The following is a 24,376-nucleotide window of genomic DNA, read 5'->3' as shown; positions in this document are numbered from 1 at the left end:
CTCCCGGTATCCGTCGGCCTCGAAAACTGCAACCTCATCGAAATTTTGATTTGTTACCGCGACGCAAGACTGTTGCTCCATGGTGGGTCTTCGTAGCCGCTCCCGATGCGCCTAAATTTCATTCCATCGGATTCGTTGATCCGGTCGGCACTGAAGCCGAAACCCATTGAACCATCGAGGCAAATCATGAGCGCATCCAAAGTCGTCATCGTCACCGGCGCGTCGCAAGGCATCGGCGCCGAAACCGTGAAGGCGTTCCGCGCACGCGGCTATCGCGTCGTCGCGACGTCCCGTTCGATCGAACCGTCGAACGATCCCGATCTCGCCACCGTCGCCGGCGACATCGGCGATCCGGACACCGCGCGCCGTGTCGTCGCGACCGCGATCGAACGTTTCGGCCGCGTCGACACGCTCGTCAACAACGCGGGCATCTTCATCGCGAAGCCGTTCACGCAATACACGGCGGAAGAATATGCAGCGATCAACAGCGTGAACCTGAACGGCTTCTTCTACATCACGCAGCGCGCGATCGACGCGATGCAGAAGAACGGCGGCGGCCACGTGGTCAGCATCACGACGAGCCTCGTCGATCACGCGAACAGCAATGTGCCGTCGGTGCTCGCGTCGTTGACGAAGGGCGGCCTGAACGCCGCGACGAAATCGCTCGCGATCGAGTATGCGAAGGCCGGCATTCGCGTCAATGCCGTGGCGCCGGGCATCATCAAGTCGCCGATGCACGCGGTCGAAAGCCATCCGACGCTGGCCTCGCTGCATCCGGTCGGCCGGATGGGCGAGATGAGCGACATCGTCGGCGCGCTGCTCTATCTCGACTCGGCACCGTTCGTGACCGGCGAGATCCTGCACGTCGATGGCGGCCAGAGCGCCGGCCACTGAGCACGGCCGCGCGGCATTCGAGCGCGGCGTGAGTGGCCTGCCGCTCAGCCTCAGCGCGCCGGCTTGCCCGGCGCGCGCGCCAGCTGCTCGACGAGGTAATCGACGAACACCCGCACGCGCGACGACAGATAGCGCGCATGCGGATAGAGCAGGATGAACGGTCGTGACCGGCCGCCGTAGTCGGCCAGCACCTCCACGAGCCGCCCGTCGCGCAGGTCCTGTTCGACGATGAAGCGGTACGTCTGGAACAGCCCCGCACCGCTACGCGCGAGCGTCACGCCGGACAACACGTCGCCGGACGTGCCGTACGCACCTTTCGTCACAACGTCGAGCTCGCCGGACGCATCCTGGAACGCCCACAGCAGGTTGCGGCCGCTGCTCGGCAGTTCGAACTGGATGCAGTCGTGCGACTGCAGATCGTCGATCGATTTCGGCTTGCCCGCGCGCTTCAGGTAGCCGGGCGTCCCGACCACCACCATCTCCGCATCTTCGAGCTTGCGCGCGATCAGGCTCGAGTCGTCCGGCGCACGGCCTCGAATCGCGAGATCGAAACCTTCGTCGGCGAAGTCGATGTTGCGGTTGCTCAGGTGGGCTTCGACTTCGACGTCCGGATACTGCGCACGGAACGCCGGCAGCAGCGGCAGCACGCGATAGTGTCCGTAAGGCGTCGGCATGCTGATCCGGACGACGCCGGCGGGCGTGGTTTGCTGGCCCGTCGCTTCGCGCTCCGCATCGACGAGCTGCGACAGCGCCTGCCGGCTTTGCTCGAAATAGCGCCGCCCCGAGTCGGTCAGGCGAATCTGCCGCGTCGTGCGCACGAACAGGCGCACGCCGAGGCGCTCCTCCAGTCGCGCAACCGAACGGCTCACGGCCGCCGGCGTGACGCTCGCAGCGGTCGCCGCCAGCGTGAAGCTGCCGAGTTCCGCCGCCAGGCAGAACAGCTCGATGCTGCCGAGCAGCAGGTCGTCGAATTTTCGTTGCATGCGCTGTTCCGTGGCGTCTCAGGTGCATGCCGGCGCGCGTCCGCCGGAATTGCAACGCGGGCACGCGCGAGCGCGTCCGCTGAGTGTGCACGAAGATCGTGCGCGAATAAAGCCGCCGCCGACATGACCGACGCGACGCCGACGCTGGGTTCCGCTTCATTCGTTACATCGCGTCCCGATACCTTTGCACCGATGACATTTACCGCCGGCGGTCGCGCAACTACAGTGACTGACAGGCATTCGGCCTGCAGCACACCGCTTTACCCCGATCAAGTTTGTTTCCATACCGCAAAGGAGAACGACATGTCTGTCCACCAAAAACTCGCCGAACTCGGCTACACCCTGCCCGTTCCGCCGCAACCGATGGGCAACTACACGGCCGTCAGCGAAGCAGGCAACCTGCTGTTCATCTCCGGGCAGGTGCCGCTCGCGGACGGGAAGATCGCTTATACGGGACGCGTCGGCGAGCAGCTGACCGTCGAAGAAGGCCAGCACGCGGCGCGGCTCGCCGCGTTGAACGTGCTGGCGCAGATCGACCGGCATCTGGGCGGATTCGATCGCCTGCATCACATCGTGCGCGTCGAAGGCCACGTGAGTTCCGCGGCAGGATTCCACGGCCAGCCTGCGGTGATCGACGGCGCGTCGGATCTGTTCGCGGCCGCGCTGGGCGACAAGGCCGGACATGCGCGTTCCGCGTTCTCGCACGCTCAACTGCCCGGCAATGCCGCGATCGAGATCGTCGTGATCGCGCAGATCCTGCCGGCCTGAAACCCGCGCGCCCACGCGGCGGACGCACGTGCCGCGGGGCGCGACGCCCTTCTCTCCGGGATGCGCGCACAGTGCGTGCGAGCGACGCACCCTGCCCATTTCGTTTCGAACCCGATTTAAATCGCATGCGATTTATTTGAATGCGCTTGACATCGCTGTTCTTCTCGATCAATATGCATCGCATGCGATCAAATCGCATGCGTTAAAAACCTTTCTTCCCCCTAGGAGTCCACGATGAGCAGGATCGAAAATGTGCTGTACACGGGCAAGACGCATACCTCTTCCGGCGGCCGTGACGGCGCGGTGCGCAGCTCCGACGGCCGGCTGGATCTTCAGCTGTCGTCGCCGGGCAGCGCCGGCAGCGGCACCAATCCGGAACAACTGTTCGCCGCAGGCTGGTCGGCCTGTTTCATCGGCGCGATGCAGCTCACCGCGCGTGCGTCGAAGGTCACGCTGCCGGCGGATCTCGCGGTCGATGCCGAGGTGGATCTGGGCACGGCCGGCGGCGCGTATTTCATCCAGGCGCGCCTGAACGTCAGCCTGCCGGGTCTCGATCGGGACGTCGCGCAGCGCATCGTCGACACCGCGCATCAGACCTGCCCGTACTCGAAGGCGACGCGCGGCAACATCGACGTCGCAATCAACATCGTCTGAGCATTTCCATGAACCTGCCGGACGACCGCGGCCTGCCGGCCCGGCCCGTCGGCGCGAATGCAACCGAAACTCTCCTGTCGAGGTCAACCATGAAGATCCAACTGATTGCTGCCGTTCTCGTCGCCGCAGCGGCGTCCGTTACCACGCCCGCGTTCGCCAACGGTGATGGCGCGTCATCCGGCACGGTCACCCGCGCGCAAGTCCGCGCGGAACTGGCCCAGCTTGCCGAGGCGGGCTTCCGGCCGAACCGCCCCAACGATCCGCACTATCCGGACGATATCCAGGCAGCGCTGCGGCAGATTCACGCGAGCGACGCCGTGGCCGACGATACATCCGCGTCCGGCTATGGCGGCAACGGCGGTGCCGTTACGGAAGGCGGTCGCCCGAATGTGATCCGCAGCGCCGAACGTTCGATCTACTTCGGTCATTGAGCGGATCGCCGGTTTGGCAAACGCTGTCAGGACGGGTTGCGAATGATCGAGCGGGATGTCGTCTCGCAAGCAATGGTTTCGCTGAAGTCCGGCATAAATATCGCATGCGATGTGATCGCATACGATATTTAATCGAGTCACTTCGCATCATTAAAATCCCCGGCTTACGCATGTCGAACCGGGGACATCCCCTCACCTGCCTTTCCTTGGCAGGCAACTTCCCTTCAACAAAATCCCCGGCTTACACGCGTAGGACCGGGGATGTCCGCTGCCCGCCGCTCCGCGTCACGCCTGTTCCTGCTCTTCGACGGAACGAATGAGGTTGTTGCGCAGCGTGACGATGCCCTTCTGCATCTTCGCGAATTCATCGGGCTTCAGGCCGGTGGCTTCGACGAGGTCCATGTTGAGGCCCTTTTCGCGCAGGCGCCGGCCGTTTTTCGTCAGGCTGACGAGCACCTGCCGCTCATCGGCGGGATCGCGCCGGCGCTCCAGATAGCCCATCGCCTCGAGCTTCTTGAGGATCGGCGTCAGCGTATTGGATTCGAGGAACAGTTTTTCACCGAGGCTGCCGACGGTCTGGTTGTCTTCTTCCCACAGCGCAATGATCGTGATGTATTGCGTGTACGTGAGGCCCAGTTCCTCGAGGATGGGCTTGTAGGCCTTGCCGAACGCAAGGTTTGCCGAATAGACGGCAAAACACAGGAAGTCGGACAGCTTCGGGGTGGTGCGCGGATTCGCGTCGGTCGATTTCATGGGCGTCCTCCTCTACAAAGATGGCTCGCGAATATCGGCATTATATGTCGCGTGCGATCTTATCGGAAGCAATTGGAATTCGACCGGGCACTGCGGCGCAGGCGGTTCAATGCGCGTGCGATCGCTTCCCGCGTTCGTCGGTGCGTTTGGCTGTTCCGCCGATCCGAGTGCAGCTTGCGGAAATCAGCGAACACTGCGCCGGATGGGCAATCTCGGTTGCGAACCCGCCCGCGACGAACAGGACGATGGCGAGCAGGCGCCTCATGCGTCGTCCACGACGGACAGGCTCGCGCCATCCGCGACCGTGGCGTCGAGCGCGTATGGATCGACGCCATCGATGCAGCCGAGGTTGACGCGCCAGAGGGCCTGATCCTTGCGCGTCTGATGGAACGGATGGATCCCGCAATGCTTGCAGAAATAATGCCGTGCCACGCGCGTGTTGAACTGATACAGCGTCAGCGCGCTTTCGCCTTCCAGGATCCTGAGGTTGCTGCCGTCGAACATCGGGCTCATCAGCACTCCCTTGCGGCGGCACAGGCTGCAGTTGCAGCGGCCCGCCGGCGTGATGGCGGTGCGGACTTCGAATTTCACGGCCCCGCAGTGGCAGGACCCTTTGAGCCAGGCAGCTTCTTGCATGGTGCACTCCGTATCAGGTGGAGCCTGTGTTATAGCGCAGGCGGTGGATCGTCATGTATCGCAATGTATCTCCGCCGCGCAGGGATACACCACTATTCAATTCGACTGTCTTCACGCACACGCTTCAGACGCCGTCGGTGATCGACGCGAGTCGCGCGAAGTGCTCGCGCAGCCGTGGCGCCGCGAAATCGACGAATGCCCTGACCTTCGGGACCGACAGCCGCCCGTGCGGCGTCAGCAGATGAATGGGCAGCGGCGCATGCTCGCTGTCGCGCAGCACGATCTTCAGCGTACCGGCGTTGACCTGGTCGGCAACGTGATACGAGAACATCCGCGTGACGCCGCGGCCGGCGACCGCCGACGCAATCGCGCCGCGGATCGTGTTGACGATAAAGCGCGGCGTGAACTGGACCACCTGCGGGATCGCGGCCTGCCCCGACTGCGGGAAGCTCCATGAATCGAGCCCGAAGTGCGTCATCGACACGATCTGGTGCTGTGCGAGATCGGCCGGCGCGTTGATCGGCGGATGCGTCGCGAGATAGTCCGGCGACGCAACCACGACGCGCCGCACCGCGCCGACGGGAATCGCAACGAGCGTCGAATCGGCGAGGTGCGCGATGCGCAGCGCGACGTCGATGCCCTCGTCGATCAGGCTGACCGGACGGTCGAGCAGTTGCAGGCGGATCGACACGGCCGGATGGCGATCGATGAACTCGTCGACGAGCGGGCGCAGCACGTCCTCGCCGGCGGCGACCGGGGCCGTCACGGTCAGGAGCCCGCGCGGCGCCGACTGCTCGTCGGCCACCAGCATGTCGGCTTCCTCGAGGTCCGCGAGGATGCGGCGGCACGCGGCCGCATACCGCTCGCCGGTCTCGCTGAGCCGGATCGTCCGGGTCGTGCGGTACAGCAACGCGGTGCCCGTGTGCGCCTCGAGAAACGCGATCGCCCGGCTTACCGCCGCGGGCGAGCGGCCGAGCCGGCGGCCTGCGCCCGCGAGGCTGCCCTCGTCCAGCGTGGCGACGAACACTTTCATCGCATCGATTCGGTCCATGTCGGGTCAGGGTCGGCAGAACATTCGAGCGTGCAGTCTACCGCACGGAGTGAAGGCGGCCGGGCATGCGCTGCACGCGCCGAACCGGCCGGCGAACGCCCGTTGCGACGGAGATTCCTCGCGAATCGATATTTCGCGGTATCGCTTTCGACCCTACAATACGCGGAAAACAAACCGCAATTCCGGCCGTCCGGGCGATCGGGTTCTTCAACGACCCGCCCGGCACTCAAGCGGTTCCGCTGTATAACAAGACCTAACGCAGCTCACATGAAAAGAAGACACTTTCTCGCGCTGACCGGCGCGAGCGCGTCTGGCCTCCTGGCCGGGTGCAAGAATTTCGGCCCGGTCACGAAAGCGTGGTTCAAGGATTCGAAATACCAGGAAACCTTGTCCGCGTTCCTGATCACCGCCGACGGCAAGAAGCTGGTCGTGCTCGGCCAGAAATACCACTACATCTTCGACATGCCGCCCGAACTCGGTGCGGTGCTCAAGGGCCCGTACAGGCCGAAGCTGCGTACGGCGTTCATCGATTTCGTGGCGCAAGGCGACAAGATCGGCGGGCGTTACCGGATCTCGCTGGACCGTGCCAATGTGCCGCCCGAATCCGACGACATCCGCGCGCTTGCACTGGCCGACGGGTTCAAGGATGAAGGCTATCGCCTCACGGACGAAGGCTCGATCAGCGGCACCCGCTATCTGCCGAACAACGTGACGGCGGCATCGGTGCCGCAGGCGTTCAACCAGGCGTACGAGGTGACGGTGACGGAGAAGCCGACTGCGGTCGGCGAAGGCGCGAAGCTCGCGTTGTCGCCGATCACGATGGCCGCGGACGGCGCGCTGGGGCTGCTGGGCTTCGCGCTGTTCCCGATTGCGCTGACGGTCATGATCATCGCGTGGTAAGGCCGGCAGCGATATCCGTCGCGACACGGCCGCCGTTGCGCGGATGTCGTGCCTGCCCTCGCGTCACTGCGCGCCCGACGTCGGCGCGGACGCCGACGCGTGGCGGGTCGTGACGTCGGCTTCGCCGTGGGCGATCGCGTACAGCTCGCGATTGCGCTCGATCGTCTGCTGGTTTGGCGGGTAGTCCCAGCTCGGCGCGGGCACGGTGCCGTCGCGCTGCGCCTGGATCAGGTCCGCGATCACCTGCGCGCGCGTCACGCCCTCCGGCGAAGTCGTCTGTGCGAAGGTGGCGGCCGGCATGCCGATCGCGACGGTAAGCAGCGCGGCCGCTGCCATCAGTTTGCGTTTCATGATGAAGCTCCCCAATGAGGTGTCGAAGCGAAGAGTCGATGAACACGCATCGTCGATGCGCGGCCGGCGGGGCTGCGTGTGCGGTGCCTCGGCCGACACGTTCATTGTGGCGAGCGGCCCCGGCGCCACGCTGACCGCAAGATGACGATTTCGCAATCTGGCCGGCCGCGCTCGGATTCATCACGTACAACGCGTCGACGGTGCCAATCCTGCAGCTCGGGCTGTCGACCGACACGCTCGCCGAACGCAGCTGTACGACCTCGGCAACAGCGTCATCCGCACGCAACTCGCGACCGTCCACGGCGCGATGCCGCCGCGCCCGGCCCGTGAATTGAAACCGAGGCCGCAGCGGGGAGCGCGTGGCGAAGGGGTTCGATCTGGATGAAGCGTGTGCCGCGGCGGGCGAGATAGTCTGGATTGCAGACGATAAGGCCGTCGATCCGTGCAAGCGAGTTGACGGGGCTGCGCGCGCCGCGGGGCCGCCGGAGTGCAATGAGGGTGCGTCGGACCGATGCGCAGGCATGTCGCTGCGGCGCACGGAATCGGTAGAAATCGAGCGGAAACGCGCTCGATCAGTGTGCCGAGCATTGCGTCGCGCATGTGCGACGCGTCGGCGGGAAACGATCGCCGCTGTGTGATGCCGCGTGCTGCCTGGCACGCGGCGGCGCTGCGTGCGCAGGTCCGGCGTCAGCCGGCGCACACGCGGGAATCAGGCAATCGGTGTCAGTACGCGGACATCTCGACGCACGGATCGACCGAAGTCGGTGCGCAAACGGCGGAATACTTCGCGCTTTCGCGCATCAGCGCTTCACCCTCGTGGAACGCATCCTTGATCTCCGGATGCTGCGCGTACGCGAGGAACGCGGAACACACGACCGCGGACATGCAGATCAGCGAAAAAGCAATTCTTTCAATGGCTTGGAAACGTTCTGGCATGATTCGACCTTTCTTCTAGGTCGACATTATATCTCAAAATAAGGGTTTTCCCTGACGCTGGGCGCCGTGCCATTCGGCCAGGATGCGGAATTCCCGCCTCGTAGCTGCGCTCGCTCGCGCAGCAAGCGATTGCGCTCGATGCATCGGCGCTCAAGAATGACACGCTCCCCGAGAAGCGCCACACGCTGATCACTCACCGCCGCCAGGCAGATACACGGTCGGCAACGTGTCCTTCGAATTCCGCCCGCCTTGCCAGAGCGTGCCCGTGTGCCACAGGCTGAATCCCACGTGCCACCCGATGCCCATGATGGACAGAATCCACGCCACGGTCGTCGAATAGGGCTGGGCCGCCATCGCGACGAGCGAAGTTGCAGCCGACACCAATGCTGGCGTGCCGCCCTGCACGGGATGCAGGAATTCGGCCTGCACCTGCTCAAAGCGAGGGATGGCCTGCCACATGTAGCCGGCGATCAGTACGGCCCAGGTCAATCCCGCCACCGCCAGAAGCGTTTCGCCCACGAGCGGCGGCAGTGCCCATAGCCGCGTGGCTGCACGCCATGCTTGCCCGAGGCCGGCAAGACCCAGAACCATCCCGAAGTGCGACGCTGGAATCGTCATCTGTCTCGTGCTTGTCATACCTGTTCCCGCAGCGGGCCATTGCTTGTTCCATATGACGGCTCGTGGGTCATCGTGAGCACCATGCGGAATCTGACATCGCCCGATTTCATTTTCTGACCGTGACATCGCGCGCGTCGAGCGCACGTAGTCGCTGATGCCTTGCTTCTCCAGCAGGAAGGCCGCGGACAGGCCGCTCAGGCCGCTCAGGCCCGCGCCAACGACACGGCGCGAGAAATCGGCGTTGATGAGCATGGATGTTGTTCCTGGGCTTGATGGGCACGTGGCCGGCCCACCGGCAATCGGCAGCTGGCGGACCGCAGTGCGAATTACTGACTGGACAGTTGCGCGTGGGCTTCGATGACGCGCGCCGAGTAGGTCAGCGCAGCCCCCGCGTTTAGCGCGATCGCGACACCCAGCGCCTCGGAGATTTCCTCCAGTGTGGCGCCGAGCTCGACCGCCTTTTTGGTGTGCACGGAAATGCAGCCGTCGCAACGGGTGGTCACGGCCACGGCCAGGGCGATCAGTTCGTGGATCCTCGGATCCAGACGGCCTGTTTTCGCGGCGGCGTTGTCGATCGCCGTCAGGCCGCGCACCACGTCGGGGCTTTGTTTCGCGTAGTCGCCGACGCGCTCCAGCAGGGCAGCGCGGTAAGCGTTCCAGTCGTTCATCTTGTCAAGGTATCCCAATTAAGTTGAAGGCGGGCGAGTCGTGCTTCTGTTCGCCATCCGTCAGTTGCGGCCGGCCATTACGCCGCCGTCCACGTCCCAGATCGCGCCGGTGACCCAGCTCGCCTTTTCCGACAACAGGAACGCGACGACTTCCGCAACGTCTTGCGGCGTGCCGACCCGGCCGATCGGATGGAAGCTGTTGAAGCCCTGCAACGCGTCGTGCACGTCGGCCTTCGGGATGAAGCCTTCGTAGATCGGCGTCTGGACGACCGCTGGCGATACCGCGTTGACGCGAATGCGCTTCGGGGCCAGCTCCATGGCCAGGTGCTGGGTCAGCGAGTGCAGGCCCGCCTTCGCCATCGAGTACGCCGACGACGGCGTCGCTGCGATCGCCTGTTTCGCCCACATCGAGCCGATATTGACGATCGCGCCCGGGCGGTCGTTGGCGACCAGATTGGCGGCGATTTTCTGCGTAATGAAGAAGAACGCCTTGTTCAGCTTCATGTACTGGTCGTAGTCCGCGTCCCGATGCTCGAGGAACGGCTTGGGGAAGAACACGCCCGCGGCGTTGACCAGCAGGTCGATGTCCGGATGCTGCTCATCGAGGGTCTGGAGCAGTGCCGCGAGGCCGTCGTCGCCGGACAGGTCCGCCGTCAGCGCCACGACCGGGCCCAGCGCGGCCAGCTCCTTGCGCGCCGCTTCGGCTTTGTCCGCCCGATGCCCCACGATGACCGCGCTACCGCCTTCGGCGAGAACCAGACGGGCCGTTTGCAGCCCCATTCCGCTCGTGCCGCCGACGACCAGCAGCTTCTTGCCGTTGAATTGATTGTTCATGGTGAAATCCGTTTGGAAGAAAAGCTATTGATGAAGATGGCCGGGGTTGGATCATGCTGCGGATCTATCCATTACCTTGTAGGGCCGGCAACCAGTACATCGTGGATTTTTCGCTGGTTCACTTTCGCCGGCAAACGAGATAATGTGTTCTCAATTGAAAGAAAATCTTTGCCGATATGAAGTCGCCCGTTCACCTGAATGCATTGCGTGCGTTCGAGGCCAGTGCCCGTCATCGGAGCTTTTCGGCGGCTGCGGCCGAACTTCATGTGACGCCTGCCGCTGTCGGTCAACTGGTCCGTGCGCTGGAGGATTGGCTGGGTACGCCGCTGTTCCATCGCGGCGCCAGCGGGCGCCTTCGACTCGTGCCGACCGAGGCGGCCGAACGCGCGCTGCCGGATATCCGTGCAGGTTTCGACAGACTGACGGTCGGTCTGGAACGGCTCAAGGAGGGATCCGCGAGCGGGGTACTCACCGTGGCGGTCAGCCCGGCCTTTGCAGCCAAGTGGCTGTTGCCGCGGATCGAAAGCTTTCAGAACGCGTGGCCCGATACGGATGTGCGTCTGGACACCAACCTCAAACCGGTGGATTTCGTTACCCAGCAGATCGATATCGGCGTGCGCTACGGAACGGGCAGTTGGCCGGGGCTCGTCGCGGACAAGCTCATGGACGAAGATGTCTATCCCGTGTGCTCGCCCGCGTTGCTGCGCGGTCGTTCGCGCCTGCAAAAACCGGCTGACCTGGCCCGGGAGACCTTGATCCACGACCTGTCGATGGATAGCCGTACGGGCTTTCCCGCCTGGGATACGTGGCTGCAGAAAGCCGGCGTGACGGATGTCGCTACCGGGCGCGGGATGCAGATCAACAACTCCGCGGCGGTCCTGCAGGCCGCCATCGACGGCCACGGCGTCGCGCTCGCGCGTAGCGTCATGGCGCGCGACGATCTGGCAACCGGGCGTCTGGTGCGACTTTTCCCGGAAATAACGTTCGCTTCGCCGTTGGCCTATTACATCGTGTATCGCGACGAGTGTTCCGGCCTCGCGAAACTCGTGGCCTTTCGCAATTGGTTGCTGAAAGAAGCGATGTTTAGCGGTTGAGCGTCACACTGGAGAAGCCTCGCGCAAAACCGACACGAGTCGGGCGATCCTCTATGCGCCGAACCGGGTGGGAAGCCCTCACGCGCCCGCCCCCGTCAACGGCGATGCGCTCGCGTGTTCGTCGCGGGCCGGCGCGGCTCGGCTGCTTACTGCGGCGCAGTCGCCGAGCTCGCCGAGCTCGCTGCGTTCCCCGGCCACGCCTTGCCGATCCGGTCGATCAGCGATTTCGCCGCGCCCGTCGCGAGCGCCGCGTCGACGTTCGACGTCTGCCACGCGCCGTCGGCGCCCTGCACGAACGTCAGTTGCGCGTGCGTCGGCGCGTTGTCGGGGTCGCGCCACGTGAACACGACGTTGCACGTGTAGGTGCGCTCGCTGACCTTCTTGCAGTCGCCGTCGGGCTGGATCGACACGACGTCGGCCGACACCGGCAGCGGCTGGCCGAGCAGCGCGTTGAGGCCACCGTGGTTTTCGGCTTCGAGCGAGCGGCGCACGGCCGCGTCGATGTCGCGCGTGCCGGGGCCGTCATGGAACAGGTTGCAGGCGGCGACGAGCATCGTCGAGACGCCAAGCGTCAGCAGCGTGTGGAGCTTCATGGTTGTTCGTGATTCGGTGAGCGTCGGAAAGCGCACCGCGCCCGCGCCCCGCAAGACGCCGGCCGTGCGCCGGTATGTCGCGTAGTCTGCAACGATCGCGCCCCGTACGCGGTATCCATTTGTAACCAATTGCACGAAGCACGCAGCCCGTTACTGCCGCTCCTGCTTCACACGGCTCACGAGCTGCGTCGGGCTCACGAACTGCAGCGCGATCACGACCCACACGAGCGTGATCGCCATGTAGATCATCGCCATCGCGTCGATCGACTGCGGCGCGCGCACGCCGGTCGAGAACACCGCGTAATACAGCGCGACGACGAGCGTCTGCGTGCTCGGCCCGGCCGTGAAGAACGTCAGCTCGAACATCCCGATCGTGCGCACGAGCACGAGCAGCGCGGCCGCGAGCATGCCCGGCACCAGCAACGGCAGCAGCACGTAGCGGAAATAGCGCCACGTGTTCGCGCCGAAGATCCGTGCCGCCGATTCGAGGTTCGGGTCGATCTGCTCGATGAACGGCGTCATCACGAGGATCACGAACGGCAGCGCCGGCACGAGGTTCGCGAGGATCACGCCGGACAACGTGCCCGCGAGCCCGACCTTGTACATCACGGTCGCCATCGGAATCCCGTACGTGACCGGCGGCACCATCAGCGGCAGCAGGAACACGAGCAACGCGAAGCGCTTGCCGGGAAACTGCGCGCGCGCGAGCGCATAGGCAGCCGGCACGCCGAGCGCGATCGACAGCAGCACGACCGCGCCGACCACTTCGACCGTCACCCACAGCACGCTCGCGAGCTGGAAGTCCTCCCAGGCCTTCGCGTACCAGTGCAGCGTGAAGCCCTGCGGCAGCGGCGTGCCGAACCAGCGCGTCGCGACCGAATTGACCGCGACGGTTGCGATCAGCAGCATCACGTTCAGCAGGAAGAACGCCATCACGCCCCAGACGAGCGCCTTCCACGCGCGGGCGCCCGCGTTGCCGCGCACCTTTTGCGGTTTCATCGCGTTGACGGGCCGCGTGCCGTCGTCGCGTCGCACTTCGTGCTGGCCGTGCTGGCCGTGCCGAGAAGGCCACGTCCGCGTGGCATGATTGTCGGTTGCCATCAGCCCTTGCCTCCCGTCACCGGCCCGGTATAGAAGAAGCGGCGTGCGCCGAGCATCGACGCGACCACCAGCAACTGCACGAAACCCATCACGATCGCGATCGCCGACGCGAGCGAATAGTCGTAGCTCTCGAACGCGGCTTCGGCTGCGGCGATCGAGATCACGCGCGTCGGGCCGGCCGGCGCGCCGAGCAGCACGGCCGACGGAAACACCGAGAATGCCTGCACGAACGACAGGCACGCGGCCATCGTGAGCCCCGGCACGAGGAGCGGCAGGTAGATCCGGCGGAACTGCTGCCACGGGTTCGCGCCGAGCGTCGCGGCCGCGCGTGCGAGCGTCGGGTCGATGCCGCTGATGTACGACAGCATCAGCAGGAACGCGAACGGAAAGCCCGATACGATCAGCGACAGCAGCACGCCCCAGTAGTTGTGCGTGAGGCGCACTTCGTCGGTGTACAGATGCAGCCCCTGCAGCGCCTGCGGGAACCAGCCGTTCGGGCCGAAGTACGTGAGCATCCCGTCCGCGACGAGCACCGTGCCGAGCGTGACCGGGATCACGAGCAGCGTCGTCACGAGCTTCTGGTACGGCGAACTGCGGCGCAGCGCGAACGCGACCGGCACCGACACGCCGACGTTGATCAGCGTCGCCGGCACCGCGAGCTTCAGCGTGACGATCACGGTCGGCCACATTGCGGTGTCGGTGAAGAACTGCACGTAGTTCGCGAGCGCGCCGCCGCCGTTCATCGGCTGGAACGACAGCACGAGACCGTACGCGAACGGATAGATGAACAGCGCGACGATGAAGCCGAGCGCGGGCGTGACGAGCCAGCCTTTCGCGTCGCGCGGCGCGCCACCGGGCGCGAGGAGCGTGCTCATTCAGTTTCTCCTGCATAGACCAGCGTGCGCTCCGGCGCCACGCGCAGCCGCAGGCGCTCGCCTTCGCCGAATTCGCCGGCCACGCGCGCCCAGATCTTGCCGAACGGCGCGACCGCGCGCAGCAGCGAATCGCGGCCGCCGTACTCGACGGTCTCGACCATCGCGTCGAACGCATTGTCGTCCGCCGCGTCCGCGCGCGCGAAATCGTCGGGGCGCAGCGCGACCGCGACATCCTTGCGGTCGAACCCGGCCATCGGCACGCCGGTGAGCCGCACGCCTGAAGCTGCGACTGTCACGTAGTCGCCGGCCATCCCTTCGAGCGTGAACGGCAGCACGTTGCGATAGCCCATGAAGCGCGCGACGTGCAGGTTGTGCGGCCGCGTATAGACCTCCTTCGGCGACGCGACCTGCTGCACGACACCCTCCTTCATCACGACGATCCGGTCGGCCATCGACAGCGCCTCGTCCTGGTCGTGCGTCACATAGATCGTCGCGCGTTCGAGCTGCGTGTGGATGCGGCGGATCTCCGCGCGCATCTCGATGCGCAGCTTCGTGTCGAGGTTCGACAGCGGCTCGTCCATCAGCACGAGCGGCGGCTCGATCACGATTGCGCGCGCGATCGCGACGCGCTGCTGCTGACCACCCGACAGCTGGCCGGGCAGCTTGCGCTCGTGGCCGACGAGCTGCACGAGCTCGAGCGCCTGCTGCGCGCGCTGACGGGTTGCCTGCTTCGACACGCCGCGCATCTTGAGGCCGAAGCCGACGTTGTCGAGCACCGACATGTGCGGGAACAGCGCGTAGTTCTGGAACACCATGCCGAACCCGCGGCGCTCGGGCGGCAGCACGTCGATGCGTTCGTCGTCGAGCCAGATGCCGCCGCTCGTGAGCGGCTGCAGGCCCGCGATGCAGTTGAGCGCCGTCGACTTGCCGCAGCCGGACGGGCCGAGCAGCGCGATGAACTCGCCGCGCCGGATGTCGAGGTCGAGCCCGCTCAGCGCTGCGAGCTGCGCGCCTTCCGTATTGGTGAAGCTGCGGCATACCGAATCGAGACGCAGCTGTTCGAAAGTGTGCTTCATCACGGGTTCCTGACTGCCTCCGATGACGCGGGCGCCGCAGCGCCCGCCAGGTGGTATCTGCTTCGGTATGTGACTTCGCTGCGTGACTTCAATGCATGACTTCAGCGCATGACTTCAGTGCGCTATTTCGATTTCTGCGAACCGATCTCGCGGTCCCACTTCTGGAACGCGGCGACCATCGCCTGCGCGTTGAGCGGCTGTACGTGCGGACGGTCGGCGAGCAGCTTCGCGTATTCGGGACGGCCGAATTTCCTGACGGCTTCCTGGCTGTGCGCGGGCGCCATTTCGAGCGTCACACCTTTCACGGCCGGACCCGGATAGAAGTAGCCGTCGTCGTAGGTCATCGCCTGCTGCGGCGGTTCGAGCAGGAAGGTCATCAGCTTGAACAGCACGTCGAGCTTCTCTTTCGGCACGCCCTTCGGAATCACCATGTAGTGCGCGTCGTTGACCCACGTCATGTTGTCGAACGCCTGGACCTTGAAGTCGGCCGGCACGATGCCGAGCGCGCGCGGGTTCAGGTCCCAGCCGGTGACGGTCACCGTCATGTCGCGCGTGCCTTCGCCGAGCTCCTTCATCACGGCCGACGTGCCGCCCGGGTAATACGGGATGCAGTCGTTCAGCTGCTTGAGGAACGCCCACGTCTTGTCCCAGCCGTTGATCGGATCCTGCGGATTCTTGTCGCCGAGCACGTACGGCAGCCCCATCAGGAACGTGCGGCCCGGGCCCGAGTTCGCCGGGCGCGCGTAGATCAGCTTGTTCGGATGCGCATTGCACCACGCGAGCAGTTGCGCGGGCGTCTTCGGCGGATCGCTGACTTTCGCCGGGTTGTATTCGAGCAGCGGCCCGGCCGGCATATACGTGACTTCGAGGCCGAAGCCCTGCGCGAGGTCCTGCATCTTGCGCGGGCCTGGTGCGTACTTGTCGAGCACGCCGGGGAACGCGCCCGCGTTGTCGGGCAGGAGCTTCAGCCACAGGTTCTGCTCGATGCCGGCCGCGAGCGCGTCGGTGCCGGTCAGCACAAGGTCGATGTCGGAGCGGCCGGCCGCCTGCATCGCCTTGATCTTGCCGGGCAGCTGCGGCGCCGGCGCGTTCGTGAACGTGACGGTCGACACGAGATTCGGGTTCTTGTCCCTGAACGCCTCGATCGCCTTTTGCGTGAGCTGCAGATTGCCTGCGACGTCGACGATGTTGATCGAAACCGGCGCGGCGACAGCCGCGGCGGCCGACAGCGTGAAGCCCAGCGCCAATGCGATGCGGCGGATGCGGCGCGCGATCCTGGATGAGTTCATGTCTCCTCTCTTGCGGTCAGGTGGATGGGACCTTTCTTTCGGGAAATCATGACTTTGTTATACGATGTCGGTCAACAAAAAACCGTGACGAACGGGGCGGGAGTTTCCCTAACAAAAACCCTTCCGCCGTGTGATGATTCACGTTCGGGACGTAATTCGCGCAGCGTTGGTCGCGGATGAATCGATGTGTTAAGACGTCAGACATCAAAGGCGTCGATGTGGAACCGGTTCAGCTTCGTCGTGTGACGACGGCATCGGCACGGTGTTGCGCGCGTGTCCGTGGTGGCGTTCGCACGGCGCTCGTCGGCGTTCGGCTGCGCAACTGCGTCAACCTTGAGTCCGCGCGCACCGACACGCTATGCTCGCCGAAAGCGAAACGTCAGGCACACCGTTGCCGCTTCGGGCGCCTGACGAACGGCGCCGTGTTCCGCTGCCCTGCCCAACCGACCGGATGGATACACGGTGACCCATACAAACATGCCCGCGCGGGTACTTGATGTCGAAGACGTACTCGCGATCGAAGGATTCAGCCGGACCTACGGCCCGCTGTTCGATTTCTCCCCGTGCCGAACGCATGTGGCAATTGCACTGACCGGCGGGCTATCGTCCGTGCCGCGTGCCAGCCCGCCGCTGCTGACAGGCGTCGATCGAGCGCACCTGTGCGTGATCGACCTGACGACGCGCGAGGTCCGGCATCTGAACGGCCCCGACGGCTACAGCCTTTTTTCGCCGGTCTGGTCGCCCCGCGGAACGCGGATTGCCGCGGCCGCATCGAACGGCGAAAGCACGCGGCTCTGCGTGGTGGACGTCGTATCGGGACACGCTCGCCTGCTCGGCGAGCAGGATCTGCGCATCGACTTCAGCCCGGTGGCGGGAATGCGCTGGATCAGCGAGGCCGCACTCGTCTGCCGGCTGTTGCCGCCCGGCGCGCAGATCGACGCGATTCACCTGACGCACGACACGCGCAAACGGGCGTCTGCTGCGTGGCGTCAGCAACATCAGGGGCAGCAGGCGACAGCCAGCGCATTACAGATGGGCGCCGATGAAGAGCGCGGCGACATCACGGTGATCGACATTGCAACAGGCTCGATCGAGTCGTTCCCCGACGAAAATGCGATGCCGGATGCGGTGGCAGATTTTGCGAATCGACCGATTCCGTTCACATCAGTGGATGCGCAGATCGAGGACCTCCACGCAAAGGACAGAATCCTGTTCTCGGATGCTGCGACCGGACAGGTCTTGAGCGTCGCCCGGTCCGGGGACGGCACGACCACACTGAAGTGGCGCCCGAGCGGCGCGAGCGACGACTTCGCACTGATCCGGTGCAATGTCCATCTGGCCGATGTCCGGAAAAGCGCCGTTCGGGATCTGACCTATCGCCTGCAAAACGGCTCAACCGCCGTGACCCGCTGCATCCTGCCGCCAGACTGGCAAGAGGGGCAACGGCGTCCGGCTATCGTGTTCGTCTATCCGGAAATCTGCCGCCACGTCGGGTCGCCAGAGCACCGGATGCCGGACCAGCCCGGATGGTTGAATCTGCATCTTCTGGCGGCGCAAGGGTACGTGGTGCTCGAACCGAGCCTGCCCTTCTGTCGCGACGGCAAGTCCGATCTGATCGATTCGCTTGCCGCGGGTGTGGAACCGGCGCTCGACGCCGCTGCCGAAGCCGGCCTGATCGACCGCGCGCACGTTCACGTACTCGGGCACAGCCGGGGCGGATGGGCGGCGATGGGATTGCTGGCGATGACGGCGAGATTCCGGTCAGGCATCTCGCTCGCGGGGTTCTCCGATCTGATCGCGCTGCATGGCCAACTGGACGGCCGTTGGCGTTACCGGGACCGCTGCGACGCAATCGCGCTCGACGAACCCTGCGAGAACAGCTTCGCGCTCCCCGGGCCGCCCGCGCAACATGCCGACGCCTACATCCGCAACAGTCCGCTGTTCCGCGCCGCATCGATCGACGCGCCGCTGCTCATGCTGCATGGCGATCTCGATTCGTATCCGCCGATCACGCAGTCCGAAGCGATGTTTCATGCGCTTCATCGACTCGGCAAACCCGTCGAGTTCATCCGCTACTGGGGCGAGGAGCACATCTTCGCGAGTCCGGCCAACGTGCGCGACGCGTTCGGACGCATCGTCGCGTGGTTGCAGGCGCTGAGTCCGGTTTCGGTCGCCTAGGCAATCCGCGACCACCGCCTGGCGCGTGGCGTCGTCGGGCAGGCGACCCGGCCCGCGCCGCGGCGAGCCACCCGCCCCGCGCGCGACTGCCGCTCAACCCGCGCTCACCGCCTGAACCTCGGCGATCAACGCAAGTGCTCCCGGCCACTCGCCATAGCCTGACGCCGGATTCAGATGCCCGACCTCCCCGAGGTCGACGAGCCCGCTGCCCCACTCCGCCGCCATTGCCTCGACGCGCTCGAAGCGCGCGAGCGGATCGTTGCGGCTCGCCGCGACGATGCTCGGAAACGGCAGCGGCCGGCGCGGCACCGGCGTCCAGCCGTGCGGGGCGAGCGCCTCCGGCGTCGGATAGCCTGCGGGCAGCGGCGTCTCGAGATCCGCCGGCGTCGCGAGCACGGCGCCCAGGATCGGGCGCGTCGCCTGCTGCGCCCAGTGCACGGTGATCATCACGCCGGCACTGTGCGCCACCAGAATGACCGGGCCGTCGATCGCCGCCAGCGCCGCGTCGAGCGCCGCGACGCGTGCGTCGCGGCTCAGCTTGTCGCGTTCGAGCGGCGCGACCGAGCGCGCGTTCGGCAGGTGCCGTTCGAGATGGGTTTGCCAGTGGTCTTCGACGTGATCGCGCAAGCCGGGCACGATCAGGATGGTGGGCGGGTTCGCCAAGGTCATGCTGCCTCCAAAAATCCAAAGGGAATCAACGGGAATTGACCGGCACCTGCCGCAACTGCGACAGACGCCCGAGATCGGCCGCATAGCTCGCGCGCCCGATCACGAAGATCACGGCAGCCGCGAGCGGCACGGCAGGAATCCATTGCAGCGCGCCGACGAGCCCGACGTGATCGGCCACCCAGCCGGTCAGCAGCGGTCCCGGCGCCATGCCGAGCAGATTGTTCGCGAGCGTCAGCGTCGCGAAGGCCGACGCGTGGATCGCGGCGGGCGTGAGGTTCGCGACCATCGCGCCGGATGCACCCGACGCGCCCGCGCCGACCATCATCCCCACACCGATCAGCGCGAGCTGCAGCGGCCCCGGCGGCAGGCGGAACGCGATCGCCAGGCAGCAACACGTCAGCAGGCAGTACGCGATCGCGGTCATCCATTTGCGCGCGCCGTCGGCCTTGCTGATCCGGTCGGTGACGATCCCGCACGTGACCATGCCGACGCCGGCAAGCAGCACGAAACCCGCCGCGCTCACCGCGGCCCGGTCGGGCGCCATCGCGTAATAGCGGTTCAGGTAGCTCGGCAGCCACGCGAACATCGCGCCGGGCACGAACAGGTGCAGCCCGCTGCCGACATACGCGCAGATCACCGAACGCGACGAGAACAGGCCCGACATCAGCACGCGGAGGCTGCCGCGCATCCCGCGCGGCGCATGCACGTGGGCAGCCGCGTCGCGCCGGCACGGCTCGACCCGGCAGGCCGCGAGGCGCTGCTCGGTGACGACGCCGCGGTACGCGACGAGCAGCACGATCCCGAGCGCGGCCATCACGCCGAACGACCAGCGCCAGCCGAGATGCGCGCCCACCACGCCGCCGAGCGCCATGCCGAACACGGAGCCGAACGCGCCGCCGGCCATGAACGCACCCGTCAGCGTCGCGCGCAGATGCGCGGGGAAGATGCTCAGGATCAGCGCGATCCCGACGCTGCCGTACGCGGCCTCGCCGAGCCCGACGAACCCGCGCGACACGAGCATTTCGGTGTAGTTGGTCGACAGTGCGCAGCCGAGCGTGGCAACGCTCCACAGCGCGGCCATCAGCACGATGCTGCGCACGCGGCCGAAGCGGTCGGCAAGCACCGACAGCGGAAACGTCAGCACGCCGACCAGCAGCGCGACGACGCCGCTCAGCGAGCCGAGCTGCGTGTCGGACAGCCCCCACGCGTGCTTCAGCAGCGGAAACACGGCATTGAGCACCTGCCGCGACATGTAATCGGACAGCAGCAGCCCGACGGTCAATCCGAACACGATCCAGGCGAACGCGGACGTGCGGCTGCGTTGCGCGGGCACGTCCTGCATCGTCGGCTCGGCGTGATGAATCAGCATGAATGTCTCCTCCAGTGTCCGGCGCGCGGCGGCGCTTCGTGACGCCGCTCGGTTCACCCTGCTCCGTTGGCCGGAGTCGCGGGCGCGCCATGGAGTATTCGATCGGCGGACGGCGGCGCTCGCGAGCCGCCGTCCGGCTGCGCGACGCGTCAGGCCGCGCGAAGCGGCACGTTCACCTGGCCCGGCCGGCGGTTCGGCGCCATCCCGAGCTGCGCGAGCGTCTCGTCGACGCTGTCGTACTGCACGCCGATCTTGTAGATCGCCTTCGCTTCCTTGCCGGTCGCGATGTCGCGGCCCAGCTCGCGCGCGATCCGCACGCACTGCTCGACCTGCTGCACCGACGTCATCCGGTTGCCCTTCTGGTCGATGATCGTGTCCTCGATCCCGCAGCGCGGATGCAGGCCCATCGCCATGGCCATCGTGTTGATCGGCAGCACGTTCTTCATCAGCGTTTCGAGCGTGATGCACGAGCCGTCCGGGCAGCGCCGCACGAACTCCATGAAGTTGTACGGGTTCGGGCCGTCGAAGCCGCCGCCGATGCCGACCCACGTGACGTTCAGCGGGCCGCGGTACACGCCGCGGCGGATCATCCGTTCGAGCGTTTCGAGCGCATGCATGCCGGTAAGCTGGAAGTGCGGCTGGATGCCGGATGCCTGCAGCCGGCGCAGATGCTCGTCGGCCCAGCCGGGGCCGGCCGGCACCGTCATCTCGCGATACGCTTCCCAGTATGCGGCTTCGTTCAGCGACGTGCCGGCGATCTCCTGGCGGTTCATCAGCTCGGTGATGTTCATCTGCACGGTGTTGATCGCGACCGTCACCTGGTCGGGCTTCGGGGTCAGCTCGGCGAGCATGTGGCGCGTGTCGTCGGACAGCCACTTCGCGTCGGCGCCCTCGCCTTCCGGCGCGAACGAGATCGAGCCGCCGACCTGCAGGATCATGTCGGGCACCACTTCACGCAGCCGGCCGAGCAGCTCGTTGAATTTCGACAGCCGCTTGCTGCCCTTGCCGTCCAGCTCGCGCACGTGCATGTGCAGCACCGTCGCGCCCGCGTTGTAGCAGTCCACCGCCTTCTGCACGTGCTCGTCCATCGTCACCGGAATGTCTTCCGGGAAATCCTCCGGCATCCATTCCGGGCCGTACGGCGCGACCGTGATGACTACCTTGTCCTGGTTCTCCGGGTGCAGCGAATCGTCGAGAAATTGCATGTCGTCCTCCAGATTGAATCGTTGTGAACGCCGCGCCGTCATTGCGTCGCGCCGTGTCCCTCGTGCCTTGTGCCTCGTGCCTTGTATTGCGGATTGCGTATTTCGCGTTTCGCGTTTCGTGTTTTGTGTTTCGTGCCGGATGCGTGGCGCTGGCGGGCTCAGAACGGCACGTCGCCGACGATTCCCGCGCGTTCCATCTTGCGCACGCACCGCGGGTAGTCCATCACCGCGTAATGCTGGGTGCTGCGGTTGTCCCAGATCGCGACGCTGTTCTTCTGCCAGCGCCAGCGCACCTGGTATTCGGGGATATAGGCCTGGCTGATCAGGTACTGCAGCAGCTGGCCCGCGCCCGGGTTCGCGTCCTGCCCGAAGCGCACGCGCTCCGGCGTGTGGAAGTTCGTGAAGTGCGTCGTGAACCCGTTCACGTACAGCACCTTCTCGCCCGTCTCCGGATGCGTGCGCACGACCGGATGCTCGGCGTCCGGATACTTCTCCTTCAGCGCGAGCCGCTTGTCGATCGGCAGCGCCGCGCCGAAGCTCGCCTCGATGCTGTGGCGCGCGCGCAAGCCCTCGATCTGCTGCTTCACGTGCGCGGGCAGGTTCTCGTATGCGAGCACCATGTTCGCCCACATCGTGTCGCCGCCCACCGGCGGACACTCGACGCAGCGCAGCACACAGCCGAATGGCGGCGCCACGCGCCAGCTCGCGTCGCTGTGCCACGCGTTCTCGTAGCGGTCGTTCGGCTGGTCCGGCGACTTGTAGATCCGCACGAGGCCCGGATGCTCGGGATCGCTGCCCGCGACCGGATGGTCCTCCAGCTCGCCGAAGCGCCGCGCGAACGCGACGTGCTCGGCGCGCGTGATGTCCTGGTCGCGCAGGAACAGCACACGGTGCTTCAGCAGCAGCGCGCGGATCTCGGCGAACAGGCCGTCGTCGTGCACGGCGTCCGCGAGGCTGACGCCGGACAGTTCGGCGCCGATCGCATACGTCAGTTGTTCGACTCGCATGGCCGGCTCCTCACACGTCGAATACCGACGAACCCGTGGTCTTGCCCGCCTCGAGGTCGCGGTGCGCGCGCACGGCATCCTCGAGCGCGTAGCGCTGGTTGATCTCGATCCGGATGCGGCCCGCGGCGACGTGATCGAACAGCTCGCCGGCCAGCGCCGCCTTCTCGGCCGGGTCGGCGATGTAGTCCGCGAGCGCGGGGCGCGTCAGATAGAGCGAGCCCTTCATCGCGAGCAGCTGCGGATTGAACGGCGGGATCGGGCCCGACGCGGTGCCGACGCACACCATCAGGCCGCGGCGCTTCAGCGAATCCAGCGACGCGTCGAAGGTGTCCTTGCCGACGCTGTCGAACACGACGTCGACACCCTTGCCGTCCGTCAGCTCGCGCACGCGGCCCGCGATGTCTTCCTGCCGATAGAGGATCACGTGGTCGCAGCCGTTGGCCCGCGCGACTTCCGCCTTCGCTTCGCTCGACACCGTGCCGATCACGGTCAGCCCGAGCAGCTTCGCCCACTGGGACACGATCAGGCCCACGCCGCCGGCCGCCGCGTGCAGCAGAATGCTGTCGCCTGCGTTGAACGGATGGATGCGGCGCATCAGGTACGCGGACGTGAGGCCGCGCATCGTCATCGCGGCCGCGGTGTCGCACGCGATCGCGTCGGGCAGCTTGATGAGCGGCGCGGCCGGCACCAGGCGTTCGGTGCTGTACGCGCCGAGCGTGTTGATGAAGCCCGTATAGGTCACGCGGTCGCCGACCGCGACATTCGTCACGCCGTCGCCGATCGCCTCGACCACGCCCGCCGCTTCCACGCCGATGCCGGACGGCAGCGGCACCGGGTAAAGCCCGCTGCGGAAATAGGTGTCCGCGAAGTTCAGGCCGACCGCCGCGTGCTTCACGCGCACCTCGCCGGGCCCCGGATCGCCGACCTCGACGGTTTCCCAGCGCAGCACTTCCGGGCCGCCGGTCTGATGGAATCGCACTGCATGTGCCATGTGTTTCTCCGTGGTATGTCAGTCGGATGCGCGTTGCGCACCCTCGGGTTCATCCGTGCCCGGCGTCGCGGCTGTGTCGCCCGCCGGGCCCTCGTCCAGTTTCGTCCAGTCGGCGTCGCTCAGGTAGCGGCGCGCCGCCGGGAAAATCACGCCTTCCTTGCGTCCCATCTGCTCGAACACGCCGCGCGCGTAGCGGGCGAGCGCCGTGTCGAACGCGGCGGACGGCAGCGCGGCGTCGGCCATCCGCGCGAGCGCGTCGAGCGCTTGCGCATCGCGGCGATGCTGGCGGTCGAGTTCGTCCAGTTCGGCCTCGACGCTTTCGGTGCGCGAGCGCAACGCGGCGAACAATCGTGCCTCGGCGCCCGCGCCAGATCGGAAGAGCGGCGTGTAGGGAAAGAGGGTCGGAACGGGGGGAGATCGCGGTGGGAGCGGGATCATGATGATAAGAAGGA

The 24,376-nt window shown here is 66.0% G+C and carries 28 protein-coding genes; 7 read left to right on the top strand and 21 right to left on the bottom strand.

Going from position 1 to position 24,376, the window contains the following annotated elements:
* Positions 1–186: 186 nt before the first annotated feature.
* Entirely contained in the window at positions 187–894 is a 708-nt protein-coding gene (locus G3N94_RS13035; protein WP_205792797.1) for an SDR family oxidoreductase, read from the top strand.
* Positions 895–944: 50 nt separating this feature from the next.
* Here the strand turns inward: G3N94_RS13035 and G3N94_RS13030 are convergent, their stop codons facing one another.
* On the bottom strand, positions 945–1,877 hold the full coding sequence (locus tag G3N94_RS13030) for a LysR family transcriptional regulator (RefSeq protein WP_205792796.1): 933 nt from the start codon (positions 1,875–1,877) through the stop codon (positions 945–947).
* Between the two features lie 303 nt (positions 1,878–2,180).
* Here G3N94_RS13030 and G3N94_RS13025 point away from each other — a divergent pair, with 303 nt between their 5' ends.
* The 3 genes from G3N94_RS13025 to G3N94_RS13015 all read left to right on the top strand — a co-directional run bounded on the left by G3N94_RS13025 (position 2,181) and on the right by G3N94_RS13015 (position 3,730).
* Entirely contained in the window at positions 2,181–2,645 is a 465-nt protein-coding gene (locus G3N94_RS13025) for a RidA family protein (protein WP_205792795.1), read from the top strand.
* Positions 2,646–2,879: 234 nt separating this feature from the next.
* Positions 2,880–3,299 (top strand): organic hydroperoxide resistance protein, encoded by a 420-nt coding sequence (locus tag G3N94_RS13020; protein WP_205792794.1) that lies wholly within the window; start codon positions 2,880–2,882, stop codon positions 3,297–3,299.
* 89 nt (positions 3,300–3,388) lie between these two features.
* Positions 3,389–3,730 carry a DUF4148 domain-containing protein gene (locus G3N94_RS13015; protein WP_205792827.1) on the top strand — a complete coding sequence of 114 codons (342 nt, stop codon included), beginning with the start codon at positions 3,389–3,391 and terminating at the stop codon, positions 3,728–3,730.
* Between the two features lie 285 nt (positions 3,731–4,015).
* Here the strand turns inward: G3N94_RS13015 and G3N94_RS13010 are convergent, their stop codons facing one another.
* The 4 genes from G3N94_RS13010 to G3N94_RS12995 all read right to left on the bottom strand — a co-directional run bounded on the left by G3N94_RS13010 (position 4,016) and on the right by G3N94_RS12995 (position 6,170).
* The gene (locus G3N94_RS13010) at positions 4,016–4,483 is read right to left on the bottom strand and encodes a MarR family transcriptional regulator (RefSeq protein WP_205792793.1); all 468 of its coding nucleotides are present in this window, start codon (positions 4,481–4,483) and stop codon (positions 4,016–4,018) included.
* A gap of 106 nt (positions 4,484–4,589) precedes the next feature.
* Positions 4,590–4,748 carry a hypothetical protein gene (locus G3N94_RS13005; protein ID WP_205792792.1) on the bottom strand — a complete coding sequence of 53 codons (159 nt, stop codon included), beginning with the start codon at positions 4,746–4,748 and terminating at the stop codon, positions 4,590–4,592.
* Positions 4,745–5,119, bottom strand: coding sequence for a GFA family protein (locus G3N94_RS13000; protein ID WP_205792791.1), 375 nt, complete (start codon positions 5,117–5,119; stop codon positions 4,745–4,747). The genes G3N94_RS13005 and G3N94_RS13000 overlap by 4 nt, the downstream gene beginning before the upstream one ends.
* A 124-nt stretch (positions 5,120–5,243) precedes the next feature.
* Positions 5,244–6,170 carry a LysR family transcriptional regulator gene (locus tag G3N94_RS12995; protein ID WP_205792790.1) on the bottom strand — a complete coding sequence of 309 codons (927 nt, stop codon included), beginning with the start codon at positions 6,168–6,170 and terminating at the stop codon, positions 5,244–5,246.
* Positions 6,171–6,437: 267 nt separating this feature from the next.
* On the opposite strand from G3N94_RS12995, the gene G3N94_RS12990 reads away from it, so the two are divergent.
* A complete protein-coding gene (locus tag G3N94_RS12990) occupies positions 6,438–7,070 on the top strand; it encodes a 5-formyltetrahydrofolate cyclo-ligase (RefSeq protein WP_205792789.1) in 633 nt (210 codons plus the stop codon).
* Positions 7,071–7,133: 63 nt separating this feature from the next.
* On the opposite strand, the gene G3N94_RS12985 is transcribed toward G3N94_RS12990, so the two are convergent.
* The 5 genes from G3N94_RS12985 to G3N94_RS12965 all read right to left on the bottom strand — a co-directional run bounded on the left by G3N94_RS12985 (position 7,134) and on the right by G3N94_RS12965 (position 10,477).
* The gene (locus G3N94_RS12985; RefSeq protein ID WP_205792788.1) at positions 7,134–7,421 is read right to left on the bottom strand and encodes a DUF4148 domain-containing protein; all 288 of its coding nucleotides are present in this window, start codon (positions 7,419–7,421) and stop codon (positions 7,134–7,136) included.
* Positions 7,422–8,144: 723 nt separating this feature from the next.
* Positions 8,145–8,357 carry a hypothetical protein gene (locus tag G3N94_RS12980; protein WP_205792787.1) on the bottom strand — a complete coding sequence of 71 codons (213 nt, stop codon included), beginning with the start codon at positions 8,355–8,357 and terminating at the stop codon, positions 8,145–8,147.
* Between the two features lie 189 nt (positions 8,358–8,546).
* Positions 8,547–9,227: a hypothetical protein gene (locus G3N94_RS12975; RefSeq protein WP_241021802.1), complete on the bottom strand. Its 681-nt coding sequence runs from the start codon at positions 9,225–9,227 to the stop codon at positions 8,547–8,549.
* Positions 9,228–9,301: 74 nt separating this feature from the next.
* Complete coding sequence (locus G3N94_RS12970) at positions 9,302–9,643, bottom strand: carboxymuconolactone decarboxylase family protein (RefSeq protein WP_205792786.1); 342 nt, start codon at positions 9,641–9,643, stop codon at positions 9,302–9,304.
* A 60-nt stretch (positions 9,644–9,703) separates the two neighbouring features.
* Positions 9,704–10,477 carry an SDR family oxidoreductase gene (locus G3N94_RS12965; protein WP_205792785.1) on the bottom strand — a complete coding sequence of 258 codons (774 nt, stop codon included), beginning with the start codon at positions 10,475–10,477 and terminating at the stop codon, positions 9,704–9,706.
* Between the two features lie 176 nt (positions 10,478–10,653).
* Here G3N94_RS12965 and gcvA point away from each other — a divergent pair, with 176 nt between their 5' ends.
* Positions 10,654–11,571 carry a transcriptional regulator GcvA gene (gene gcvA / locus G3N94_RS12960; RefSeq protein WP_205792784.1) on the top strand — a complete coding sequence of 306 codons (918 nt, stop codon included), beginning with the start codon at positions 10,654–10,656 and terminating at the stop codon, positions 11,569–11,571.
* 146 nt (positions 11,572–11,717) lie between these two features.
* On the opposite strand, the gene G3N94_RS12955 is transcribed toward gcvA, so the two are convergent.
* From G3N94_RS12955 to G3N94_RS12935, 5 genes are all read right to left on the bottom strand, one after another.
* Positions 11,718–12,164 (bottom strand): hypothetical protein, encoded by a 447-nt coding sequence (locus G3N94_RS12955; protein WP_205792783.1) that lies wholly within the window; start codon positions 12,162–12,164, stop codon positions 11,718–11,720.
* Between the two features lie 150 nt (positions 12,165–12,314).
* Entirely contained in the window at positions 12,315–13,265 is a 951-nt protein-coding gene (locus G3N94_RS12950) for an ABC transporter permease (RefSeq protein WP_205792782.1), read from the bottom strand.
* Positions 13,265–14,140 carry a sugar ABC transporter permease gene (locus tag G3N94_RS12945; RefSeq protein ID WP_205792781.1) on the bottom strand — a complete coding sequence of 292 codons (876 nt, stop codon included), beginning with the start codon at positions 14,138–14,140 and terminating at the stop codon, positions 13,265–13,267. Before G3N94_RS12945 ends, G3N94_RS12950 begins: the two co-directional genes overlap by 1 nt.
* Positions 14,137–15,216 (bottom strand): ABC transporter ATP-binding protein, encoded by a 1,080-nt coding sequence (locus G3N94_RS12940; protein ID WP_205792780.1) that lies wholly within the window; start codon positions 15,214–15,216, stop codon positions 14,137–14,139. Before G3N94_RS12940 ends, G3N94_RS12945 begins: the two co-directional genes overlap by 4 nt.
* 122 nt (positions 15,217–15,338) lie before the next feature.
* Positions 15,339–16,505, bottom strand: coding sequence for an extracellular solute-binding protein (locus G3N94_RS12935; RefSeq protein ID WP_205792779.1), 1,167 nt, complete (start codon positions 16,503–16,505; stop codon positions 15,339–15,341).
* 462 nt (positions 16,506–16,967) lie between these two features.
* Here G3N94_RS12935 and G3N94_RS43195 point away from each other — a divergent pair, with 462 nt between their 5' ends.
* Entirely contained in the window at positions 16,968–18,683 is a 1,716-nt protein-coding gene (locus G3N94_RS43195) for a prolyl oligopeptidase family serine peptidase (RefSeq protein WP_205792778.1), read from the top strand.
* A 93-nt stretch (positions 18,684–18,776) separates the two neighbouring features.
* Here the strand turns inward: G3N94_RS43195 and G3N94_RS12925 are convergent, their stop codons facing one another.
* From G3N94_RS12925 to G3N94_RS12900, 6 genes are all read right to left on the bottom strand, one after another.
* Entirely contained in the window at positions 18,777–19,352 is a 576-nt protein-coding gene (locus G3N94_RS12925; protein ID WP_205792777.1) for an alpha/beta fold hydrolase, read from the bottom strand.
* Between the two features lie 25 nt (positions 19,353–19,377).
* Positions 19,378–20,721 carry an MFS transporter gene (locus G3N94_RS12920; RefSeq protein WP_205792776.1) on the bottom strand — a complete coding sequence of 448 codons (1,344 nt, stop codon included), beginning with the start codon at positions 20,719–20,721 and terminating at the stop codon, positions 19,378–19,380.
* Positions 20,722–20,870: 149 nt separating this feature from the next.
* Positions 20,871–21,926, bottom strand: a complete 1,056-nt coding sequence (locus G3N94_RS12915; protein ID WP_205792775.1) for a 3-keto-5-aminohexanoate cleavage protein — start codon at positions 21,924–21,926, stop codon at positions 20,871–20,873.
* A gap of 158 nt (positions 21,927–22,084) precedes the next feature.
* Positions 22,085–22,933, bottom strand: a complete 849-nt coding sequence (locus G3N94_RS12910; protein WP_205792774.1) for a TauD/TfdA family dioxygenase — start codon at positions 22,931–22,933, stop codon at positions 22,085–22,087.
* A 10-nt stretch (positions 22,934–22,943) separates the two neighbouring features.
* Positions 22,944–23,924, bottom strand: a complete 981-nt coding sequence (locus tag G3N94_RS12905) for a quinone oxidoreductase (protein ID WP_205792773.1) — start codon at positions 23,922–23,924, stop codon at positions 22,944–22,946.
* 18 nt (positions 23,925–23,942) lie between these two features.
* Positions 23,943–24,272 carry a hemerythrin domain-containing protein gene (locus G3N94_RS12900; protein WP_241021801.1) on the bottom strand — a complete coding sequence of 110 codons (330 nt, stop codon included), beginning with the start codon at positions 24,270–24,272 and terminating at the stop codon, positions 23,943–23,945.
* Positions 24,273–24,376 lie beyond the last annotated feature (104 nt).

The sequence above is a fragment of the Burkholderia sp. Ac-20353 genome, assembly GCF_017104785.1.
Classification (GTDB): Bacteria; Pseudomonadota; Gammaproteobacteria; order Burkholderiales; family Burkholderiaceae; genus Burkholderia.
The sequence above is the reverse complement of the archived record's forward strand: the minus strand, read 5'-3'. Positions and strand labels throughout refer to the sequence as shown.

What these genes read in the sequence shown, in the direction of transcription:
- G3N94_RS12945 (WP_205792781.1), bottom strand. Translation starts at nt 14,140, where the DNA reads ATGAGCACGCTCCTCGCGCCCGGTGGCGCGCCGCGCGACGCGAAAGGC.
- G3N94_RS12935 (WP_205792779.1), bottom strand. Translation starts at nt 16,505, where the DNA reads ATGAACTCATCCAGGATCGCGCGCCGCATCCGCCGCATCGCATTGGCG.
- G3N94_RS13020 (WP_205792794.1), top strand. Translation starts at nt 2,880, where the DNA reads ATGAGCAGGATCGAAAATGTGCTGTACACGGGCAAGACGCATACCTCT.
- G3N94_RS12995 (WP_205792790.1), bottom strand. Translation starts at nt 6,170, where the DNA reads ATGGACCGAATCGATGCGATGAAAGTGTTCGTCGCCACGCTGGACGAG.
- G3N94_RS12940 (WP_205792780.1), bottom strand. Translation starts at nt 15,216, where the DNA reads ATGAAGCACACTTTCGAACAGCTGCGTCTCGATTCGGTATGCCGCAGC.
- gcvA (WP_205792784.1), top strand. Translation starts at nt 10,654, where the DNA reads ATGAAGTCGCCCGTTCACCTGAATGCATTGCGTGCGTTCGAGGCCAGT.
- G3N94_RS12980 (WP_205792787.1), bottom strand. Translation starts at nt 8,357, where the DNA reads ATGCCAGAACGTTTCCAAGCCATTGAAAGAATTGCTTTTTCGCTGATC.
- G3N94_RS13015 (WP_205792827.1), top strand. Translation starts at nt 3,389, where the DNA reads ATGAAGATCCAACTGATTGCTGCCGTTCTCGTCGCCGCAGCGGCGTCC.
- G3N94_RS13000 (WP_205792791.1), bottom strand. Translation starts at nt 5,119, where the DNA reads ATGCAAGAAGCTGCCTGGCTCAAAGGGTCCTGCCACTGCGGGGCCGTG.
- G3N94_RS13025 (WP_205792795.1), top strand. Translation starts at nt 2,181, where the DNA reads ATGTCTGTCCACCAAAAACTCGCCGAACTCGGCTACACCCTGCCCGTT.
- G3N94_RS12950 (WP_205792782.1), bottom strand. Translation starts at nt 13,265, where the DNA reads ATGGCAACCGACAATCATGCCACGCGGACGTGGCCTTCTCGGCACGGC.
- G3N94_RS12985 (WP_205792788.1), bottom strand. Translation starts at nt 7,421, where the DNA reads ATGAAACGCAAACTGATGGCAGCGGCCGCGCTGCTTACCGTCGCGATC.
- G3N94_RS12965 (WP_205792785.1), bottom strand. Translation starts at nt 10,477, where the DNA reads ATGAACAATCAATTCAACGGCAAGAAGCTGCTGGTCGTCGGCGGCACG.
- G3N94_RS12970 (WP_205792786.1), bottom strand. Translation starts at nt 9,643, where the DNA reads ATGAACGACTGGAACGCTTACCGCGCTGCCCTGCTGGAGCGCGTCGGC.
- G3N94_RS12975 (WP_241021802.1), bottom strand. Translation starts at nt 9,227, where the DNA reads ATGCTCATCAACGCCGATTTCTCGCGCCGTGTCGTTGGCGCGGGCCTG.
- G3N94_RS12955 (WP_205792783.1), bottom strand. Translation starts at nt 12,164, where the DNA reads ATGAAGCTCCACACGCTGCTGACGCTTGGCGTCTCGACGATGCTCGTC.
- G3N94_RS12920 (WP_205792776.1), bottom strand. Translation starts at nt 20,721, where the DNA reads ATGCTGATTCATCACGCCGAGCCGACGATGCAGGACGTGCCCGCGCAA.
- G3N94_RS12910 (WP_205792774.1), bottom strand. Translation starts at nt 22,933, where the DNA reads ATGCGAGTCGAACAACTGACGTATGCGATCGGCGCCGAACTGTCCGGC.
- G3N94_RS13010 (WP_205792793.1), bottom strand. Translation starts at nt 4,483, where the DNA reads ATGAAATCGACCGACGCGAATCCGCGCACCACCCCGAAGCTGTCCGAC.
- G3N94_RS12915 (WP_205792775.1), bottom strand. Translation starts at nt 21,926, where the DNA reads ATGCAATTTCTCGACGATTCGCTGCACCCGGAGAACCAGGACAAGGTA.
- G3N94_RS13005 (WP_205792792.1), bottom strand. Translation starts at nt 4,748, where the DNA reads ATGAGGCGCCTGCTCGCCATCGTCCTGTTCGTCGCGGGCGGGTTCGCA.
- G3N94_RS13030 (WP_205792796.1), bottom strand. Translation starts at nt 1,877, where the DNA reads ATGCAACGAAAATTCGACGACCTGCTGCTCGGCAGCATCGAGCTGTTC.
- G3N94_RS12990 (WP_205792789.1), top strand. Translation starts at nt 6,438, where the DNA reads ATGAAAAGAAGACACTTTCTCGCGCTGACCGGCGCGAGCGCGTCTGGC.
- G3N94_RS12905 (WP_205792773.1), bottom strand. Translation starts at nt 23,924, where the DNA reads ATGGCACATGCAGTGCGATTCCATCAGACCGGCGGCCCGGAAGTGCTG.
- G3N94_RS12925 (WP_205792777.1), bottom strand. Translation starts at nt 19,352, where the DNA reads ATGACCTTGGCGAACCCGCCCACCATCCTGATCGTGCCCGGCTTGCGC.
- G3N94_RS13035 (WP_205792797.1), top strand. Translation starts at nt 187, where the DNA reads ATGAGCGCATCCAAAGTCGTCATCGTCACCGGCGCGTCGCAAGGCATC.